At 72.2% G+C, this 20136-nt stretch carries 17 protein-coding genes; 12 read left to right on the forward strand and 5 right to left on the reverse strand.

The window, feature by feature from the left end; translation table 11 throughout:
• Positions 1-130: 130 nt before the first annotated feature.
• Together BM43_RS10440 and BM43_RS10445 are read right to left on the reverse strand one after the other, a co-directional pair.
• Complete coding sequence (locus tag BM43_RS10440; RefSeq protein WP_036055639.1) at positions 131-1789, reverse strand: rhodanese-related sulfurtransferase; 1659 nt, start codon at positions 1787-1789, stop codon at positions 131-133.
• A gap of 54 nt (positions 1790-1843) precedes the next feature.
• Positions 1844-2458 carry a cysteine dioxygenase family protein gene (locus tag BM43_RS10445; protein ID WP_017922009.1) on the reverse strand — a complete coding sequence of 205 codons (615 nt, stop codon included), beginning with the start codon at positions 2456-2458 and terminating at the stop codon, positions 1844-1846.
• Positions 2459-2520: 62 nt separating this feature from the next.
• On the opposite strand from BM43_RS10445, the gene BM43_RS10450 reads away from it, so the two are divergent.
• Entirely contained in the window at positions 2521-3435 is a 915-nt protein-coding gene (locus BM43_RS10450) for a LysR family transcriptional regulator (RefSeq protein WP_036055638.1), read from the forward strand.
• A gap of 125 nt (positions 3436-3560) precedes the next feature.
• On the opposite strand, the gene BM43_RS10455 is transcribed toward BM43_RS10450, so the two are convergent.
• The gene (locus BM43_RS10455; RefSeq protein ID WP_036055637.1) at positions 3561-4823 is read right to left on the reverse strand and encodes an acyl-CoA dehydrogenase family protein; all 1263 of its coding nucleotides are present in this window, start codon (positions 4821-4823) and stop codon (positions 3561-3563) included.
• A 260-nt stretch (positions 4824-5083) separates the two neighbouring features.
• On the opposite strand from BM43_RS10455, the gene BM43_RS10460 reads away from it, so the two are divergent.
• The 8 genes from BM43_RS10460 (at position 5084) to BM43_RS10495 (ending at position 13750) form a co-directional block, all read left to right on the forward strand.
• Complete coding sequence (locus BM43_RS10460) at positions 5084-6169, forward strand: LLM class flavin-dependent oxidoreductase (protein WP_036036697.1); 1086 nt, start codon at positions 5084-5086, stop codon at positions 6167-6169.
• A gap of 186 nt (positions 6170-6355) precedes the next feature.
• Positions 6356-7195, forward strand: coding sequence for a class II aldolase/adducin family protein (locus BM43_RS10465; RefSeq protein WP_036055636.1), 840 nt, complete (start codon positions 6356-6358; stop codon positions 7193-7195).
• An 82-nt stretch (positions 7196-7277) separates the two neighbouring features.
• The gene (locus BM43_RS10470; protein WP_036055635.1) at positions 7278-8312 is read left to right on the forward strand and encodes an ABC transporter substrate-binding protein; all 1035 of its coding nucleotides are present in this window, start codon (positions 7278-7280) and stop codon (positions 8310-8312) included.
• 5 nt (positions 8313-8317) lie between these two features.
• On the forward strand, positions 8318-9442 hold the full coding sequence (locus BM43_RS10475) for an ABC transporter permease (protein ID WP_036055634.1): 1125 nt from the start codon (positions 8318-8320) through the stop codon (positions 9440-9442).
• Positions 9436-10338 carry an ABC transporter ATP-binding protein gene (locus tag BM43_RS10480; RefSeq protein WP_036055633.1) on the forward strand — a complete coding sequence of 301 codons (903 nt, stop codon included), beginning with the start codon at positions 9436-9438 and terminating at the stop codon, positions 10336-10338. The genes BM43_RS10475 and BM43_RS10480 overlap by 7 nt, the downstream gene beginning before the upstream one ends.
• Before the next feature lie 36 nt (positions 10339-10374).
• On the forward strand, positions 10375-11565 hold the full coding sequence (locus BM43_RS10485; protein WP_036055632.1) for a c-type cytochrome: 1191 nt from the start codon (positions 10375-10377) through the stop codon (positions 11563-11565).
• Positions 11566-11648: 83 nt separating this feature from the next.
• On the forward strand, positions 11649-12629 hold the full coding sequence (locus BM43_RS10490; protein ID WP_036055631.1) for an ABC transporter substrate-binding protein: 981 nt from the start codon (positions 11649-11651) through the stop codon (positions 12627-12629).
• 239 nt (positions 12630-12868) lie between these two features.
• Positions 12869-13750: an MOSC domain-containing protein gene (locus tag BM43_RS10495; protein WP_036055630.1), complete on the forward strand. Its 882-nt coding sequence runs from the start codon at positions 12869-12871 to the stop codon at positions 13748-13750.
• Between the two features lie 68 nt (positions 13751-13818).
• On the opposite strand, the gene BM43_RS10500 is transcribed toward BM43_RS10495, so the two are convergent.
• On the reverse strand, positions 13819-15246 hold the full coding sequence (locus BM43_RS10500; RefSeq protein WP_045577448.1) for a sensor histidine kinase: 1428 nt from the start codon (positions 15244-15246) through the stop codon (positions 13819-13821).
• A complete protein-coding gene (locus tag BM43_RS10505) occupies positions 15234-15914 on the reverse strand; it encodes a response regulator (RefSeq protein WP_025097544.1) in 681 nt (226 codons plus the stop codon). The genes BM43_RS10500 and BM43_RS10505 overlap by 13 nt, the downstream gene beginning before the upstream one ends.
• 136 nt (positions 15915-16050) lie before the next feature.
• Between BM43_RS10505 and BM43_RS10510 the strand changes: the two genes are divergently transcribed.
• The 3 genes from BM43_RS10510 (at position 16051) to BM43_RS10520 (ending at position 20109) form a co-directional block, all read left to right on the forward strand.
• Positions 16051-17151 carry an ABC transporter substrate-binding protein gene (locus BM43_RS10510; protein ID WP_036055628.1) on the forward strand — a complete coding sequence of 367 codons (1101 nt, stop codon included), beginning with the start codon at positions 16051-16053 and terminating at the stop codon, positions 17149-17151.
• Between the two features lie 128 nt (positions 17152-17279).
• Complete coding sequence (locus BM43_RS10515; protein WP_036055627.1) at positions 17280-19049, forward strand: ABC transporter permease; 1770 nt, start codon at positions 17280-17282, stop codon at positions 19047-19049.
• Entirely contained in the window at positions 19042-20109 is a 1068-nt protein-coding gene (locus tag BM43_RS10520) for an ABC transporter ATP-binding protein (RefSeq protein ID WP_013691086.1), read from the forward strand. The genes BM43_RS10515 and BM43_RS10520 overlap by 8 nt, the downstream gene beginning before the upstream one ends.
• The last annotated feature ends 27 nt before the right edge of the window (positions 20110-20136 follow it).

Raw genomic sequence — 20136 nt, forward strand, 5'->3', positions numbered from 1 at the left:
CCAGGGAGCGCGACGAGGCAGGGACATCGCACGTCGCGCGTCGATCGAGGCGGGGAGTCGGCCGCGAACGGCGGCCGGGAAGGAAGTGCTGCCGCGCCGGATCGACACCGGCGCGGCAGCGCGGCGACGCTCAGATCACCTTGAAATGATGCGTGCCGTCGCGGCCCAGTTGCTCGACCAGGCCGAACTCCCAGTCAAGATAGGCCTGCATCGCGGCGGCCGCGTTATCGGTGCCCTCGTAGGGACGCCGGTAGCGATCGGTGCGCGGCGTGGCCAGGCGCGTCTCGCCCGCCTCGACGGGCAGGCCCGCGTCGATCCAGGCCAGCGTGCCGCCGTCGAGCACGAACACGCCGACCTCGGCCGGCAGCAGCGCGCGCAGGTCGACGGCCGCGAAGGCGGCCAGTTGCGAGGTATTGCAGGTCAGCACATAGCGCCGCGCGGCCGGAATCGTCGCGAGCGCCGCGCGCAACTGCGCGCGCACCGCGTACCAGGCGCCCGGCACGTGCCGCTTCACGTAGTTGGCGCTGGCCGTCACGTCGATCACGGCCACCGCGGCATCGGCATCCGCCCCGGCTTCGGCGCGCCAGGCGGCCAGCGTGGCCGGCGCGATCCGCTCGATCGGCGCGGCCTCGGGCACCTCGGCGCGCCAGGCGCCCAGCGCCGAGCGCGCCTCGGCCGCCACCGGCTCGACCACCCTCACCTCCCAGCCCATCTGCGCCAGCCACGAGGCGCTCATGTCGGCGCGCACGCCGTCGTCATCGGCCAGCACGATGCGCGCGCCGCGCACCGGCGCGTGATGGTCGGTCTCCTGCACCAACTGGCCGCCCGGCGCGCTGGCGAAACCGGGCAGGTGGCCCGCCGCGTATTCCTCGGGCGTGCGCACGTCGAGCCGGTAGACGGTGCGGCGCCCGCCCTCGGCCAGCGCCTCCACTTCGGCCGCCGCGATGCGCGGCACGCCGGCCTTCGCGGCCACTTCGCGGGCGCTGCGGCGGGCGGCCTCGCGATGCGCGTCCGAGATGGCATCGGGGAAGCGCTTCGCCGCGCCATGGTCGAGCGTCTGCCCGGCCAGCAGCCAGCCGATGGTGCCGTTGCGCAGCGCCGCCACCGGGTTCGGCAGCCCCGCGTTGACCAGCGACTGGGTGCCGATGATGCTGCGCGTGCGCCCCGCGCAATTGACGATCACGCGCGTGGCCGGATCGGGCGCGAGCTCGCGCACGCGCAGCACCAGCTCGGCGCCGGGCACGCTGATCGCGGTCGGGATGCTCATGGTCTGGTATTCGTCGAAGCGGCGCGCGTCGACGATCACCACGTCGGCGCGCGCCTCGATCAGCGCCTGCACCTCGGGCGCCGACAGCGAGGGCGTGTGGCGCTCGGCCTCGACATACTCGCCGAAGGACTTGCTAGGCACGTTGACGTCGATGAACAGCTCGCCGCCGGCCGCGCGCCAGGCGTCCAGGCCGCCGTCGAGCAGATGCACGCGCGTGTAGCCGAGCGCGGCCAGCACGCGCGCGCCGCGCGGCGCGAGATCCTCGCCGAGCGCCTCGCCGTACAGCACGATCGTGGTGTCGCGGCGCGGGATGCGGGTCCAGGCCTCGAGCTCGAGCTTGGACAGCGAGAGATTGGCGGCCCACAGCGGATGGCCATGCGCGTAGGGATCCTCCTCGCGCAGGTCGACCAGGGCGATCTCCTCGCGCGCGAGCAGCGCGGCGCGCACCTCGGCGACGGACAGGCGGGGGAACTCGACGGGAACGGCGGAGGAATCGACGGAAGAAGCGGGCACGGTGTTCATCGACAAGAAGAAAGGGAAAGGAACGATGGAATCGGAATCCGGGTAGCGCCCAGTTCAGTTGCGCACGGCCTGCGCCGGCAGCGTGTAGCCGGAAATGAACAGCTTGCGCGTGCCGTCCTCGCGATAGACCGAGCGCTCGACCGCGCCGATGTCGGCACCATACACGTGGATGCTGATCGAGACGCGGTCCGCGTGCACGTTGCTGACGCGATGGATATCGCCGAGCGCGGGCGAGACCGCCTCGACCTGCCCCGGCGCGAGCCGCACCGGCTCGCCCTCGGGCAGCGGCCGGCCATCGGCGGCCAGCGCGTAGGGCTGCGAATCCTCCGCGCCGCGCAGCATGCCGATCAAGCCCCAGACGGTGTGATCGTGGATCGGCGTGGTCTGCCCCGGGCCCCACACGAAGCTGACCACCGAGAAGCGCGCCTCGGGATCGCGATGCAGCAGGAACTGCTGGTAGCGCTCCGGATCGGGCTGCGCGAAGTTGTCGGGCAGCCAGTCGTCGCGGGCCACCAGGTCGGCCAGCAGCGCGCCGCCGTCGCGGACCACGCGCGCCTCGTCGGGCCGCGTGTCGATCAGCCGCGAGAACGCGGCGACGAACTCGGCCAGCGGGGGCGCGGCACGCTGCGCGTCTTCCGCGAGCGACTGATGCAAGGAAAACGAACTCATCGGGGACCTCTTGGAATATGATTCGGGCTTATAACCCTGATCGGATTGCATGCAAAAGTAACATGAAAATCGGCGATATCGATGCATTCGCGGCCGTGATCCACTGCCAGTCCCTGAGCCAGGCCGCGCACGAGCTCGGCATCACGCAGCCGGCCATCACGCGGCGCGTGCAGAACCTCGAGGAAGCGCTCGGCGTCGAGCTGCTCGACCGCAACACCAAGCCGCCGCGCCCCACCGACCTCGGCCGCCGCGTGCACGACCAATGCCGCGCGGTGCTGCGCGAGGTGGAGGCGCTGCGCGAGATGGTGCGCGCCACCCAGCCGCCGGCCGGCGCGTTCCGGCTCGGCATCACGCACGGCATCGGCGAGCTGATGCTGCCTGAATTGATCGCGATGCTGCGCGAGCGCTGGCCCTCGGTGGCGCCGCGCGTCGAGGCCGGCTGGGCCGGCGCGCTGCTCGACAAGCTCTCGCTGGGCGAGCTCGATGCCGCGCTGGTGTTCGTGGCGCGCGACACCGCCCTGCCGCCGCACGTGACGGGCGAGCGCCTGGCCGCCACGCGCCTGGCCGTGGTGGCCGCGCGCGGCGCCTGCCCGAAGCGCAGCTACCGGCTCGCCGAGCTGCACGCGCGCGGCTGGGTGCTCAATCCCGACGGCTGCGGCTTTCGCGCCAGCCTGAAGCGCGCGCTCGACGCGCAGCGGCTGCCGCTCGCGGTCACGCTCGACGCCTTCGGCCGCGACGTGCAGTTGCAAAGCGTGGCGAACGGCTTCGGGCTCGGCCTGGTGCCCCTGCCGCTGGTCGAGGCGAGCCCGCTGCGCGCGGCGCTCGAGATCGTCAACGTCAGCGATTTCCGGCCGCCAATCGATCTCTGGCTGGCCCAGCGCGACGGCGTGGAGCGGCTCGCGGCGCCGGCGCGCGCGGTGGGCGAGGCGGCGCGCGAGCAGTTCGAGGCGCTCGGCGCGGCCGACCTGGCCGCCTGATCGACAACGGGCGGCGCGACTTCGGGCCGGCCGCCTCGTTGCGTGGCTCGTGCCGCGGCTCACGTCGTTCGTCTTCGCTGCTGCTCCCGCTTCACTGCCGCATCTGACTCCCTCGCCGGCGGCCCTCAAGCCGCGCCACGCGAAGCGATCTCCGCGGCCGCCGCGCGCCCCGCCGCGACCAGGATCGCGTCGTTCTGCGGGGTATGGATCCGGCTGCACAGCACGTCGCGATGATGGCGCTCCAGCGGATGATGGCGGCTCAGCCCGTGATTGCCCGACAACTGCAGCGCCAGCTCGGTGACGCGGATCGCATGGTTCGTCACCGTGTACTTGACCAGGCCGGCGCTCACCACGTCGGGCGGCGCGCCCGCGTCGGCGCGCTCGGTCAGCTCGTCGAGCAGCACGCGATTGGCCAGCAGCAGCGCCTCGATCTCGCCCAGCGTCTCCTGCACGCGCGGCAGCGTCGCCAGCGGCGCGCCCAGGCTGGCCGGCGCGCGCGTGTTGACGAAACCCAGCAGCCAGTCGCGCGCGGCGCGCGCCACCGCATCGTAGAGGCCGCCGAGCAGCGCGATCATCCAGGCCTGCTGGTCGGCCTGCGCGCCGCTATCGGCCTGGGCCGCGCCCGAGGGCAGCCAGTCGGCCGGCGCGCGCAGGTCGGCGGCATGCTCGAAGGGAATCCAGGCCTCGTCGAACACCACCTCGTGGCTGCCCGAGGCGCGCAGCCCCAGGTGGTTCCAGCTCTCGATCACGCGGATCGCCTCGCCACCTTCGCGCCGGCGCGCCTCGCGCGGCACCAGGAACACGCCCACGCGCGGCTCGGCTTCGTCGGTGCGCGCCCACACCGCCAGCCAGCGCAGCGCCGGAACGCCGGTGCTGTAGATCTTGTGCCCCGACAGGCGCCAGCCATCGCCGTCGCGGCGCGCGACGGTGGCCGGCAAGCCGCCGCGCGAGGGCGAGCCCAAGTCGGGTTCGACGCGCAGCGCGTTGATCAGCGCGCCCTGCTCCACCGCGCTGGCATAAACCCGCTGCCGCAGCGCCTCGGGCCAGCGGCTGTCCTCGCGCACCAGCGCGCGGTGCTGCAGATAGGTCATGGTCAGCACCAGGGCGGTGGCCGCGTCGGCGCGCGCGATGCCGGCCACGATGCGGCGCGCGCGGGCCAGCGAGGCACCGCCGCCGCCCGCCGCGCGCGGCACCACCTGGGCGACCAGGCCATGCCGGTGCAACAGCGCGAGGTGCTCGTGCGCGAAGCTGCCGTCCAGGTCGTGACGCGCCGCGCCCTCGGCAAGCGCGGGCGCGAGCGAGGCCAGCAGCGCGTCGAGCGCGGCCTCGTCGGCGGGAGCGGGAAAGCCGGCCGCGGACTCGACCGGGTCGCTCAGCAGGGTAGCCATCGAATTGCCATTCCTCGGGTTCGAAACGCTGGCGGCAGCCCGCCGGCAAAGGGATCGGCCACCAGCCTAAGGGCTCGACGGCGCCCGCCAAACCATGCAAAAACGATATTCTTTGCGCAAATAATTATTTCCATCTTGCATGATCCCGCGGCTAATCTGGCCGGCATGTTCCGGTGCCTGGCCCCCTGGCCGCCGCCGGCCCCGCCCTCTTTCCATTTCCGCCCGGCCCGCGCCGGGCCGCCCGCACCCGGAGCCCCGCGATGAGCGTCGAATTCATCGGCATGATCCAGAGCCAGAAGCAGTCCGAGATCCACCCGCCCGCGGGCCCCGTGGTCGATCGCGACTATGTGCGCGCCTTCGCCCAGGCCCACGAGCAGGCCGGCTTCGACCGGATCCTGGTGCCGCATCACTCGACCGGTCCCTCGGCGACGCTGACCATCTCCTACGCGGCGGCCGTCACCGAGCGCGTGAACTTCATGCTGGCGCACCGGCCCGGCTTCACCGAGCCGACCCTGGCCGCACGCCAGATCGCCACGCTCGACCAGTTCAGCGGCGGGCGGCTCGGCGTGCACTTCATCTCGGGCGGCTCGGACAGCGAGCAGCAGCGCGACGGCGATTTCCTCGATCACGACCAGCGCTACGCGCGCACCGACGAATACCTCGGCATCCTGCGCCGGATCTGGACCGAGGACCGGCCGTTCGACCACGAGGGCACCTATTACCGCTTCCGCCAGGGCTTCTCCGAGGTGAAGCCGGCGCAGCGCCCGCACGTGCCGATCTACTTCGGCGGCGCCTCGGCGGCGGCGCTGGAGGTGGCCGCGAAGCACGCCGACATCTACGCGCTGTGGGGCGAATCGCTCGACCAGGTGCGCGAGCTGACCGGCCGCGTGCGCGCCGCCGCGGCCGCGCAGGGCCGGCAGATCCGCTTCTCGGTATCGTTCCGGCCGATCCTGGCCGCCACCGAGGACGCCGCCTGGGATCGCGCTCGGCGCATCCTGGCCGAAACGCGCCGGCTGCGCGAGGCGGCCGGGCTCGGCGTGGGCAGCCCGCAGCAGAGCGAGGGCGCGCGGCGCCTGCTGGCCGCCGCCGAACGCGGCTCGCGCGTCGACAAGCGGCTGTGGACCGAGATCGCCCAACTGAGCGGCGGCCGCTCGAACTCGACCGCGCTGGTCGGCACGCCCGAGCAGGTAGCCGACGCGCTGGCCGACTACTACGACATCGGCGTCACCACCTTCCTGATCCGCGGCTTCGATCCGCTCGAGGACGCGCTCGACTACGGCCGCGAGCTGATCCCGCGCGTACGCGAGCTGGTGGCGGCGCGCCAGGCAAACCGCGCCGCGGCATGAACGCGTCAGCATCGATTCGATCCGCAGGCGCGACGACAGCGCAAGCAAGCAGGCAGCGCGAACGGCACGGGCAGCCTCGCCGAAACCAGGCCAGGACGCCCCCGCCGCCGCGACTGCCGTGACGGCCCGGGCGCCAGCCGCCGGGCCGCTAGCCGCCCCTCTGCCCCCACAACCGAAGAGCCGATCATGTCCACCGTCCTGCCGCTGCAGTCCCGCACCCCCTCCGGTCTCGCGATCAATCCGCGGCCGCAGCAGAAATTCTGGTTCGATCCGCCGGCGCCGCGCACGAGCATCGCGGCCGAGCGCCGCCATCGCCAGGAGCGCCTGGCCGGCGCGTTCCGCCTGTTCGCGCGGCACGGTTTCGCGCTGGGCCTGGCCGGGCACATCACCGCGCGCGATCCCGAGCTGCCCGACCATTTCTGGGTCAATCCGCTCGGCGTGCATTTCTCGCGCATCAAGGTCTCGGACCTGCTGCTCGTGAACGGCCGCGGCGAAACCGTGATCGGCGAGCGCCCGCTCAACAAGGCCGCCTTCGCGATCCACGCGGCGATCCACGAGGCCCATCCCGAGCTGGTGGCCGCCGCCCACACGCACTCGACCTACGGCAAGGCCTGGTCGACGCTGGGCCGCCCGCTGGCGCCGCTGACCCAGGACGCCTGCGTGTTCTACGAGGACCACGCGCTGTTCGACGACTTCACCGGCATGGTGGTCGACACCAGCGAGGGCGATCGCATCGCGCAGGCGCTGGCCAAGCCCGAGGGCGGCACGCACAAGGGCGTGATCCTGAAGAACCACGGCATCCTGACCGGCGGCCCGACGGTCGAGGCGGCGGCCTGGTGGTACATCGCGCTCGACAACGTCGCGCATACCGCCCTGCTCGCCGAAGCGGCCGGCACCACCCAGCCGATCGACGCGGCCACCGCGCGCCACACGCATGGCCAGATCGGCAAGCCCGACGGCGCGCTGCAGGCCTTCGAAAGCCTCTACGCGGGGCTGGTCGAGCAGGAACCCGAGCTGCTCGACTGACCGCCGTTCCAAGTTCCAGGGGCCGGCCATGCACCGGCCCCGCCACCTTCACGCCACTGCTCGCTACGTTGAGGAATCCGATATGTCTCGTCCGCTCGATACCGCATCGCCCGAGGCCGCGCGCCCGGGCCGCCGGCGCGCGCTGCGCACGGCCGGCGCCGCCGCGCTGGCGGGCGCCGCGCTGGCGCTGGGCCGCAGCGCCTGGTCGGCGCCGCCGCTGCGCAAGCTGAAGTTCGCCTGGAACCAGACCGCCTTCTGCCTCACGCCGATCGTGGTCGCGCAGGAGCGCGGCATCTTCGAGAAGAACGGCCTCGCGGTCGAGCTGGTGAACTACTCGGGCTCGACCGACCAGTTGCTCGAATCGATCGCGACCGGCAAGGCCGACGCGGCGGTGGGCATGATCCACCGCTGGCTCAAGCCGCTCGAGGCCGGCTTCGACGTGAAGATCATCGGCAGCTCGCATGGCGGCTGCGTGCGCCTGCTGGGCGCCAACAAGGCCGGCGTCACCTCGCTGGCCGCGCTCAAGGGCAAGACCATCGGCGTGAGCGACCTGGCCTCGCCCGGCAAGCACTTCTTCGCGATCCTGCTGGCCAAGCATGGCATCGACGCCGAGCGCGACGTCGCCTGGCGCCAGTACCCGGCCGACCTGCTCGGCACGGCCGTCGACAAGGGCGAGATCCACGCGATCGCCGACGGCGACCCGAACCTCTACCTGCTGGAGAAGCGCAGCCCCGGCCAGTACACGCAGCTCGCCAGCAACCTCTCCGACGAGTACCAGCACAAGGTCTGCTGCGTGATCGGCGCGCGCGGCGAGCTGGTGCGCAACGACCGGCCGGCCGCCGCCGCGCTGGCGCGCTCGATCGTCGAGGCCACCGACTACACGCGCGAGAACCCCAACGAATCGGCCCGGCTGTTCGCGAAGTACACGCCCAAGGTCAGCCCCGAGGACCTGCGCAAGCTCTACGCGACGCTGACCTACGAGCACCATCCGACCAATGTCGACCTGCAGCAGGAGATCGCCTTCTATGCCGACGATTTCCGCCGCATCGGCGTGATGCGCAAGTCGACCGATCCGCAGCGCTTCGCGCAGACGGTCTACGCCAACGTACTGGGCTGAGGATCATGTCCACGCTCGATTCCACCCCGCTCGACCGGCACGCCGCGCGGCAGCCGGCTGCCGCGACGCCAGCCGGCCACGCCACGATCGAGGCACCGGCAGACAAGCCGGCCGCGCTCGCCTGCTCTGCCTGCGCCGCCGACGCATCGGCAGCCGCGCGAGAACCGCGCGTCTGGGGCACGGGCCTGATCGCCGCGCTGGCCTGGACGGCCTTCGGCGCCGTCGCCTGTCTCTGGCCGAACCGCGTGGTGGGCTTCGCCGACTGGGCCTATACCGAGGAAATCGGCCTCGCCGGCTGGGCCGTCGCGGCCTTGCTGGCGCTGCTGGCGATCGCGGGCCGCCCGCTCGCGCCGGGCCGCGCGCTGGTGGCGCGCCTGCAGCCGGCCGGCCCCTGGCTGACCGCGATCGCGCTGCTGCTGGCCGCCTGGGAAATCGCCACCGCCAAGACCGGCTGGCTGCCCACGCCCTTCTTCGCGCCGCCGCAGGCGCTGATCGAGGTCTACCTCGACGATGCGCCGCGCCTGGCCGGCAGCGCGCTCAACTCGCTGAAGCTGCTCGGCGTGGGCGTGGCCACGGGCGCCGCGATCGGCTTCCTGGTGGGCGTCTCGGTCGGCTGGTCGCGCGCGATCGGCTATTGGGTGCATCCGGTGCTGCGCGTGCTCGGGCCGCTGCCGGCCACCGCCCTGCTGCCGCTCGCCTTCTACCTGTTCCCCTCGAGCTGGTCGGCCGCGGTGTTCCTGATCGCGCTGGCCACCGGCTTCCCGGTCGCCGTGCTGACCTGGTCGGGCGTGGCCAGCGTCGGCAAGGCCTATTACGACGTGGCCCGCACGCTCGGCGCGAATTCGCGCTTCCTGGTGCTGCGGGTGGCGATTCCCGGCGCCCTGCCGCAGGTCTTCGTCGGCCTGTTCATGGGGCTGGGCGCCTCCTTCACGGTGCTGGTGGTGGCCGAGATGATGGGCGTGAAGTCCGGCCTCGGCTGGTACCTGACCTGGGCCCAGGGCTGGGCCTCCTACACCAACATGTACGCGGCGCTGATCGTCATGGCCCTGCTGTTCTCGGGCCTCATCACCCTGCTGTTCGCGCTGCGCGACCGCGCGCTCGCCTGGCAGAAAGGAACCGTCAAATGGTGAGCCCCGCCACGCTGTCCCCGGCGCCCGCCGCACGCGGCGCCGACGCGCCGATCGAAGCCGCGCGTCACGCGGACCTCACGCGCCGCGCCGATGTCGAGCGCCACGCCGATGCGCCGCGCGGCGACGATGCCTCGATCGTCGCCGGCGCGCGCATCGACATCCGCCATGCCAGCCACTGGTTCGATACCCCGAAGGGGCCGCTGCACGTGCTCGACGACGTGTCGCTGTCGGTCGCGCCGGGCGAGTTCGTCGCCCTGCTCGGGCCCAGCGGCTGCGGCAAGTCCACCCTGCTGCGGCTGGTGGCCGGCCTCGAGCCGGCCACGCGCGGCTCGATCCGGCAGGACGGCAAACCGATCGAGCGGCCCGATCCGTCGCGCATCGTGGTGTTCCAGGACCCGACGCTGTATCCGTGGCGGCGCGTGCGCGCCAACGTGGCGCTCGGGCTCGATGCGCGCGGCCTGGCCCGGCGCGAGCGGCACCGCGTCGACGAGGAACTGGCGCGCGTCGGCCTGAGCGAGTTCGCCGACGCGTTTCCGCACCAGCTCTCGGGCGGCATGGCACAGCGCGTGGCGCTGGCGCGCGCGCTGGTCAACGATCCGCAATTGCTGGTGCTCGACGAGCCGCTCGGCAAGCTCGATTCGCTCACGCGCCTGACCATGCAGAGCGAGCTGGTCGCGCTGTGGCGGCGCGCGCGCTTCTCGGCCCTGCTGGTCACGCACGACGTGGAGGAAGCGCTGTTCCTCGCGCAACGGGTGGTCGTGTTCGGGCCGCGCCCGGCGCGGATCCTCGCCGAGCTCGAGGTCGACCTGCCCTATCCGCGCCATCGCGGCGACCCGCGCCTGGCGGAGCTGCGCCGCACCGCGCTCGCCCATCTCGGCCTCGATGCGAGCTGGTAGCGCACACGGCGAGCGGGTCCGCGAGCTGTCGTTGCGATGAGCCTGGCGGCACCCGAGGCCTGGCTCAATCCGCTGCTCGCCACGCTGCACGAGGCCCAGGTCCTGCTTGGCGCGCTGGCCGACCGGCTCGGGCTGGCCGGCAGCAGCCACGGCCAGCCGGCCTGGCCCTGGGCGCGACGCGTGGCGACCGAGACGCTGGCGATCGACCGCGGCCTGGCGCGCCGGCTCGGCCTGGCCTTGATCGCCAGCAGCGCCGCGCTGATTCTCGCGCTGGCGGCCCTGCTCGCGCGCCGCGCGCGGCTGCCGCTGGCGGCGCTCGCGCTGGCCTGCGCCTGGCTCGCGCCCTGGCCGCCGACGGCGCTGTGGCTGACCGCCGCCACGCCCACCAGCTTCCAGCGCTCGCCGCTGCCGTTCTCGATCGACACGCTCGCGCAGGGCGCTTCGTTGTACGCGCAACATTGCCTGGCCTGCCATGGCGCGAGCGGGCGCGGCGACGGCCCGCGCGCCGATTCGCTGCCGGTCTGGCCGCCCACCCTGGCCGGCCCGCTGCTGGCGCGGCGGCTCGACGGCGAACTGTTCCAGCATGTCGCGAGCGGCATGCGCGATCGCCAGGGCGCCGTGACGATGCCGGCCTTCGGCGCCAGCCTCGACGATCGCGAGATCTGGGCCACCCTGGCCTACCTGCGCGTGCTGTCGGCGGCGGGCGGCGGCGCCAGCGGCGAGGGCTGGCCGGTGCCGCTCGCGCTGCCCGCGCTCGAGGTGCGCTGCGCCGACGGCGCGCCGCTGCCGCTCGCGCAATGGCGCAGCGGCCAGCGCGTGCGCCTGGTCGCGCTCGACGATGCCGCGCCGCCGCCCTTCGAGGACGCGCGCTGGCAGACCCTGCTGCTCACCCGCGACGGCCAGCCGCCCGCGCCGCCGCGCGACGGCGCGCATGGCCCGCGCGCGAGCTGCACGGCCATCGCGCCGGGCGCCTGGCGGATCTTCGCGACGATCGCGAACCGCGCCCCCGATGCCTTCGCCGGCACCGAGCTGATCGCCGATCGCGGCGGCTGGCTGCGCGCGGTGGCCGCGCCCGGCACGCGCTGGTCCGACGCGAACCTGATGTGCGGCGCGACCAGCACGACGGCCGCGCGAGAAAGCCGGACCTCGGCCGGCGGCATCGACACGCTGCTGGCGCGGATCGACGCCGAGCCGGTGGCCGACATCGAGGGCGGTTACACGCACTGAGCGCACTGAGCCTCCGGCGCAGCCCCGAACCCCGTCACGCCGGCACGAATACTCCCCTCCCATCCCCAAGGACCCATCACGCCATGAACCCGCCCCGCTCCACCAGCCGACGACGCTTCCTGCAATCGGGCGCCGCCGGTACCGGCCTCGCCCTGCTGCCCGCGCTCGGCGCGACGGCCTTCGCGCAATCCGGCCCGCGCCCGGTGCTGAAGGCCGGCGACCAGAAAGGCGGCCTGCGCGCGCTGCTGGAGGCCGCCAATGCCCTCGGCGGCCTGCCCTACGATATCCAGTGGACCGAATTTCCGGCCGCGGCGCCGCTGGCCGAGGCACTCAACGCGGCCGCCGTCGATTGCGGCCCGATTGGCGATGCGCCGCTGATCTTCGCGCTGTCCTCGGGCGCGCGCGTCAAGGCGATCGCGGCGAACCGCTCGGACGCCTACGGCACCGCCGTGATGGTGCGGCCCGACGCGGCCATGCGCGGCGCCGCCGACCTGAAGGGCAAGCGCGTGGGCACCACGCGCGGCTCGATCGGCCACTACGTGACGCTCAAGGCGCTCGACGCGGCGGGGCTGCCGCCCAGCGCGGTGGACTTCCGCTTCCTGCCGCCGGCCGACACCATGCTCGCGCTGGCCACCGGCTCGATCGACGCCTGGGCGACCTGGGAGCCCTACACGGCGCTGGCCGAGACCAGCGGGCGCGCGCGCGTGCTGGTCAACGGGCGCGGCCTGTCCTCGGGGCTCAGCTACATCGCCGCCACCGATACGGCGATCGACGGCAAGCGCGCGGTGCTGCAGGACTTCGTGCGGCGCGTGGCAGGCGCGCAGCGCTGGTCCTATCGCCACGCCGACGCGTTCTCGGCCACGCTGGCGCGCATCATCGGCATCCCCGAGGCGGCCGCCAGGCTGCAGTTCGAGCGGCGCGCCACCCAGTGGCTGCCGATCGACGCGCTGCTGGTGGCCGAGCAGCAAGCCACCGCCGACTTCTATCGCAAGGTCGGCATGCTGCGCCAGCCGCTCGACGTCGGCCCGACCTTCGACCGCGGTTTCCCGCTCGGCTCGGCCTGAGCGAGCGTGGCCCGAGCAAGGCATGGTGCTCGGGCGCTCGCCGCCGCGTGCTGGCGGCCACGCGCGGAGCGTCGACGCCGCGTCAGCGTGCTCGGCGCTTCGGCGGGCGGCGGGCGGCGCGCGACGGTTCGGCGAGCGGCTGCCGGCGACGCAAGCGCAACGTCGCCGCGACCGCGCGCCGCCGATCTGGCAAAATCCCGGATTGCCGCCCGCCATCGCGCCCCTGCCGCGCCGCCTCCATGCCGACCCTCAGCGAACTGTTCGTCTATCCCATCAAATCCTGCGCGGGCATCTCGCTCACGCACGCGACCCTGCTCGAAAGCGGCCTCGAATACGACCGCGCCTGGCTGATCGTCGAACCCTCGGGCTCGATGATCACGCAGCGCACGCATCCGCGCCTGGCGCTGGTGAAGATCGCGATCGGCGAAACCGAATTGCTGGTCGAGGCGCCCGGCATGCCGCCGCTGCGCACGCCGCTCGACGCGCGCGCGCTCGGCGACGCGCCGCGCCTGTCGGTGACGGTCTGGAAGGACAGCATGGAGGCGCTGGACACGGGCGAGGCCACCGCGCGCTGGTTCAGCGCCTTCCTCGGCCTGACGGTTCGACTGGTGCGCTTCGCGCCCGAGGTGCGCCGCGAGGTGACCCGCAAGTGGACCGGCGAGCTCAGCACCCACACGCAATTCGCCGACGGCTTCCCGGTGATGGTGATCGGCCAGGCCTCGCTGGACGACCTGAACGCGCGGCTCGGCCAGCGCGGCGTGCCTGCCGTGCCGATGAACCGGTTCCGGCCCAACCTGGTGATCAGCGGGCTCGATGCCTATGAAGAGGATTACGTCGAGCATCTCGACATCGAGGCCGCGAGCGGCCCGATCCGGCTGCGGCTGGTCAAGCTCTGCACGCGCTGCCCGGTGCCCGACGTCGACCAGGCGCTCGGCGGCCCGAACCCGCAGCATCCGCACGAACCGCTCGACACCATGAGCGGCTATCGCGCCAGCGAGCGCTTCGACGGCCAGTTGACCTTCGGCAAGCATGGCGTGCTGGTGGTGGCCGACAGCGGCGCCGGCCCGCGCGTGCTGGAAGTGGGCCAGCCGCTCGAGGCGGAAATCGGCTTCGACGCCTGAGCCCGGCGCGGCGGCGATCGCGGGACGGTTGCGGGACGGTTGCGCCCGCAACCACCTCGCCGATCCGGCTAGGCGGCGCCCGTGCCCGGCTCCGCCCGCTCCGGCAGGGCCGCCGGCGCGAGCGGCAGCCGCACCGTCACCACCAGCCCGCCGCCCGGCGCATCGCCCAGCGCGATCTCGCCCTCGTGCACGCGCACGATCTCCCGCACGATCGACAAGCCCAGCCCCGAACCCTCCACCGATTCCGTCGCCGAGCTGCGATAGAAGCGCTCGAACACGGCCTCGCGCTCCTGGCTGGCGATGCCGGGGCCGTCGTCGATCACGTCGAGCCGAGCCTGCCCGCCCTCCCGGCCGATCCGCACCGTGATCACCGCGCCGTCGCCGGCGTAGCGGATCGCGTTGTCGACCAGGTTGCCGATCAGGTCGGCCAGCAGATCGGCGCGCGCGACCACCTCGACGTCGGCCTCGTGCTCGAAGCCCAGGTCGATGCCGTGGGCGCGCGCCACCGGCGACCAGTCGAGCGTGCTGCTGCGCGCGAGCCGGTGCAGCGCCACGCGGCGGCGCTCCAGCGCGGCGCCGCCGTCCGATTCGAGCCGCGACAGCGACAGCAACTGCTGCACCAGCTTCGCGGCCTGCCGCACCGCCAGCCCGGCGCGCCGCAGATGGCCGCTCGCGCGCGGTGCCTCGGCGGGCCGCTGCGCCAGCTCGACGCCGGCCTGCACGGCGGCCAGCGGCGTCTTCAACTGATGCGCGGCATCGGCGAAGAAGCGCCGCCGCGCCACCTGCATGCGCTGGATGCGCGCGATGTACTGGTTGATCGACTCGACCAGCGGCGCGATCTCCCTGGGCAGGCCGTCGGCCGGCAGCGGCGCGGGATCGTCCTCGGCACGCGCGGCCACCGCGGCCGACAGCCGCGACAGCAGCCGCAGCCCGCGCGACACGCCGAACCAGACGATGCCGAGCGCCAGCACGATCAGCAGCGCCTCCTGCTTGAGCGAGCCTGTCAGGATCTCGCGCGCCAGCGCCTGGCGTGCCTCGATGGTCTCGCCCACCAGCACGCGCACCAGGCGCGTCTGCGCGGTCGGCACGTCGTGCACCGGCAGGCGCAGCGCGGCCATGCGCAACTGCTCGCCGCGATAGGGCGCGTCGTAGAACACCGGCTGGAACGGCTCGGCATTCGCCTCGGGCTGCGGCAGGTCCGGATAGCCGGTCACGTTGCGGCCGCCGTCCTCGCGGATCTGGTAGTAGATCTTGCCGCCGTCGTTGGACTCGAACATCTCCAGCGCCAGGTAGGGCAGGTCGACGATCACCTCGCCCTGGTCCAGGCGCACGCCCTCGCGGATCGACTTCAGCGAGGAGGCCAGGGTCCGATCGAAGGCGTGGTGCGCGGCGCTCATCGCGCGCTGGTAGGTCAGCCAGGAATCGAGCGCGAGCAGGCCGAGCAGCGGCGCGAGCAGCCACAGCGCGACCTGCATGCGCAGGTTCAGGCGACGCATGGGTCCTTCGCTTCCAGCAGGTAGCCGAGCCCGCGCAGCGTGACGATCGCCACGCCGCGGCCTTCCAGCTTGCGGCGCAGCCGGTAGACGTAGATCTCGATCGCATCGGCGTTGACCGATTCGTCGATGCCGAAGATCTTCTCCGAGAGCGCCTCCTTGTTGATCGCGCGGCCGTTGCGCAGGATCAGCACCTCCAGCACGGCGCGCTCGCGCGGCGTCAGCGCCAGCGGCTCGCCGGCCAGGCGAAAGCCGCCGTCGACGCTGTCGAACTCGAGCGGCCCGCAGGCCACGCGGGTCTGCTCGTGGCCGTTGCTGCGGCGGATCAGGGCCCGCGCGCGCGCCTCCAGCTCGGTCAGCTCGAAGGGCTTGGCGAGATAGTCGTCGGCGCCGAGGTCGAGGCCGCGCACGCGATCCTCGACCGAGCCGTGCGCGGTCAGGATCAGCACCGGCACCGCGTTGCGGCGCGCGCGCAGGCGCCGCAGCACCTCCAGCCCGTCGAGCTTGGGCAGGCCCAGGTCGAGGATCACCAGCGCGTAGTCCTGGGTGCGCAGCAGGTGGTCGGCGGCCTCGCCGTCGGCCATGTGATCGACGGCGAAACGCGCGGCCGCCAGCGCGTCGGTGAGCGACTGCGCCAGGGAGGGATTGTCTTCGACCAGCAGCACGCGCATCGCGACCTCGGGAAATCCATGACGAAACGGACGCTATTGTGGCCCGAAACGAAAGCAGACTGAAAGTGCCCGCCGCTTACGATCCGCGTCACACAAACGAACACAATCCCGCCCGGGGTTTCATCTGGAGGAAGACATGCAGCACGCAAAGACAGGCCGCGCGGCCGTTCTGGCCACCGCCGCCCTGCTCGCCGCCGGCGTCGTGGAAGCGCAGGTGCCGGCCGGTTATCCGGGTAACTACCAGGGCGTGATCGACGCCGCGAAGCAGGAAGGCCGGCTGATCGTCTACTCGACCACCGACACCAGCCTGGTGCGCCCGCTGATCAAGGACTTCGAGAGCCTGTACGGCGTCAAGGTCGAGTACAACGACATGAACAGCACCGAGCTGTACAACCGCTACATCAGCGAGAACGCGGCGAAGAGCACCAGCGCCGACGTGCTGTGGAGCTCGGCGATGGACCTGCAGATCAAGCTCGTCAACGACGGCCTGATGGCCAGCTACGATTCGCCCGAGACCAGCCACATCCCCGGCTGGGCGCAGTACCAGAAGCAGGCCTACGGCACCACCTTCGAGCCGCTGGCGATCGTCTACAACAAGCGCCTGATCGCCGACAACGAGGTGCCGAAGACGCGCGCCGAGCTGATCAAGCTGCTGCAGTCGCAGCCCGAGCGCTTCAAGGGCAAGGTCACCACCTACGACATCGAGAAGTCGGGCGTCGGCTTCAACTACCTGACCCAGGACGCGCACGTCAACGAGACCGTCACCTGGGAGCTGGTGCGCGCGATCGGCGCGACCGGGCCGAAGCTGCAGTCGAGCACCGGCGCGATGATGGAGCGGATCTCCTCGGGCGAGAACCTGATCGGCTACAACATCATCGGCTCGTATGCCTATGCCAAGGCGAAGAAGGACAAGTCGATCGGCTACGTGTTCCCGCGCGACTACACCCAGGTGGTGAGCCGCCTGGCCACCATCTCGAAGCAGGCCAAGAACCCCAACGCGGCGAAGCTGTGGGTCGACTACCTGCTCTCGCAGCGCGGCCAGACGCTGATCGCGAACCAGGCCAACCTCTACTCGATCCGCGGCGACGTGCAGGGCGAGACCTCGATGACGGCGCTCACCAAGTCGCTCGGCGATTCGCTCAAGCCGATCCAGATCGGCGCGGGCCTGCTGGTCTATCTCGACCAGTCCAAGCGCCTGGCCTTCCTCAAGCAATGGCAGCAGGCCATCAAGCGCTAGACGGCCGGCGCTGAACGCGGGGCATCGCCCCGCGGCGGCGCCCTCGCCTGCCCGCGCCCCGTGCGGGGGCGCGGGCGCTCCCCACCCACTTCATACGATGCGGCCCGCGCGGCCGCAGGGGCGAACTCATGCTCACCACCAGTCCTCCCGGTGCCGCCGACGCGGCGCCATCCACGCGCGCCGGCGCCGCGATTCCCGTGCCGCGCCGCGGCGGCCTCAGGCCGCTGGCCGGCATGCTGCGCTGGCTCGTGGTCGCGGTGCTGACCGTCGCGGTCGCGCTGCCGCTCGGCTTCATCCTGTTCCAGAGCTTGCTGTCGGCGCCGTTCTTCGACGCCAATCGCAGCTTCGGCCTGGACGGCTTCCGCTTCATCTTCAGCGATCCCGACTTCTGGTCGGCGGTGCGCAATTCCTTCACGATCGCGGGCGGCATGCTGTTCATCTCGATCCCGCTGGGCGGCATCCTGGCCTTCCTGATGGTGCGCACCGACCTGCCGGGGCGCCGCTGGCTCGAACCGCTGCTGCTCACGCCGGTGTTCGTCTCGCCGATGGTGCTGGCCTTCGGCTACGTGGTGGCGGCCGGCCCGGTGGGCTTCTACTCGGTCTGGTTCAAGGAACTGACGGGCCTGCAGACGCTGCCCTGGCAGATCTACTCGATTGCCGCGATCACGCTGATCGTCGGCCTGACCCACGTGCCGCACGTCTACCTGTATGCCTCGGCGGCGCTGCGCAACCTCGGCTCGGACGTCGAGGAAGCCGCGCGCGTGACGGGCGCCCGGCCGTTTCGCGTGGCGCTCGACGTGAGCCTGCCGATGACCATGCCGGCCCTGCTGTTCGCCGGCGTGCTGGTGTTCTTCCTCGGCTTCGAGGTGTTCGGGCTGCCGCTGGTGCTGGGCGATCCGGAAGGCCACCTGGTGCTGGCCACCTACCTCTACAAGCTCACCAACAAGCTCGGCGTGCCGTCCTACCACCTGATGGCGGCGGTGGCGATCTGCATCGTCGCGATCACCTTCCCGCTGGTGCTGCTGCAGCGCCGCCTGCTCAGGAGCGCGAACCGTTTCGTCACGGTCAAGGGCAAGGCCGGGCGCGCCACCGTGCTGCCGCTGGGCGGCTGGCGGTGGCTGGCGCTGGCGATCGTGATCGCCTGGCTGGCGCTGACCGTGGTGGTGCCGATCTCGGGCATCGTGCTGCGTGCCTTCGTCACCAACTGGGGCGAGGGCGTGGCGCTGGCCGAGGTGCTCACGCTGGCCAACTTCGTCGAGCTGTTCGAGCAGGACAACCTGGTGCGCGCGATCCTCAACACGCTCGGCATCGGCGTGATCGGCGGCGCGCTGGCGATCGGCTTCTACACGCTGGTGGCCTTCGCCGGGCATCGCCGCCACGACTGGGCCACGCGCCTGCTCGACTACCTGGTGCTGCTGCCGCGCGCGGTGCCGGGGCTGCTGGCGGGCCTGGCCTTCCTGTGGATCTTCCTGTTCGTGCCGGGCCTGCGCGAGTTGAAGAACTCGATGTGGAGCATCTGGGTGGCCTACACCGTGGTCTGGCTCGCTTACGGCATGCGCCTGATCCAGAGCGCGCTACTGCAGGTCGGCCCGGAACTGGAGGAAGCCGGCCGCAGTGTCGGCGCGAGCCGCGCGCGCGTCTCGCTCGACGTCACCCTGCCGCTGGTGCGCTTCGGCCTGCTGGCCGCCTGGCTGCTGATCTTCATGATCTTCGAGCGCGAATACTCGACCGCCGTCTACCTGCTCTCGCCGGGGACCGAGGTGATCGGCGCGCTGCTGGTCTCGCTGTGGGCAACCGGCGCCGTCGACCAGGTGGCCGCCCTGTCCGTCATCAACATCGCGATGGTCGGCGCCGGTCTCGGCGTGGCCCTGCGTTTCGGAGTCAAACTTCATGGATAAGCTCAGCGTCGACGATCTCCATCTCAGCTACGGCAGCAACCCGATCCTCAAGGGCGTGTCGTTCGAACTGAAGGCCGGCGAGGTGGTCTGCCTGCTCGGCGCCTCGGGCAGCGGCAAGACCACCTTGCTGCGCGCGGTGGCGGGCCTCGAACAGCCGCATGCCGGCCGCATCACGCTCGATGCGCGCGCCTTCTTCGACGGCGCGCGCGGCCTGAACCTGCCGGTCGAGGAGCGCTCGCTCGGGCTGGTGTTCCAGTCCTACGCGCTGTGGCCGCATCGCACCGTGGCCGACAACGTCGGCTACGGCCTCAAGCTGCGCCGCGTGTCGGCCGCCGAGACGCGCCAGCGCGTGCAGGCCGCGCTCGACCAGCTCGGCCTCGGCCATCTCGCCGGCCGCTATCCGCACCAGCTTTCCGGCGGCCAGCAGCAGCGCGTGGCGATCGCGCGCGCGCTGGTCTACAACCCGCCCGTGATCCTGCTCGACGAGCCGCTCTCGAACCTCGACGCGAAGCTGCGCGAGGAGGCGCGCGCCTGGCTGCGCGAGCTGATCGTCTCGCTGGGGCTGTCGGCGCTGTGCGTCACGCACGACCAGGCCGAGGCGATGGCGATGTCGGACCGCATCCTGCTGCTGCGCAACGGGCGCATCGAGCAGGAAGGCACGCCGGCCGAACTCTATGGCGCGCCGCGCACGCTCTACACGGCCGAGTTCATGGGCAGCAACAACCGGCTGGACGCGCGTGTCGAGGCGGTGGCCGGCGAGCGCGTCACGCTGGCCGGCGAAGGCTGGCAGTTGCAGGCGCTGGCGCGCGAGGCGCTCGCGCCGGGCCAGCCGGCGCAGGCGGTGATCCGCCTCGAACGCGTGCAGGTGGCCGACGCGCCCGGCGCGAACCGCCTGCCGGCCGAGCTCGTCACCTCGATGTATCTCGGCGATCGCTGGGAGTACCTGTTCCATTGTGGCGCGCTGCGGCTGCGCGCGTTCGGCCAGGTGCCGCGCGCGGCCGGCCCGCACTGGCTGGAGTTCCCGGCCAACGACTGCTGGGCCTTCGCCTCGGCGGGCTGAGGCCTCGCCCGCCTCGCTTCAGGCTGC

Origin of the sequence: Burkholderia gladioli, from assembly GCF_000959725.1 — a bacterium.
GTDB classification, from domain to species: domain Bacteria; phylum Pseudomonadota; class Gammaproteobacteria; order Burkholderiales; family Burkholderiaceae; genus Burkholderia; species Burkholderia gladioli.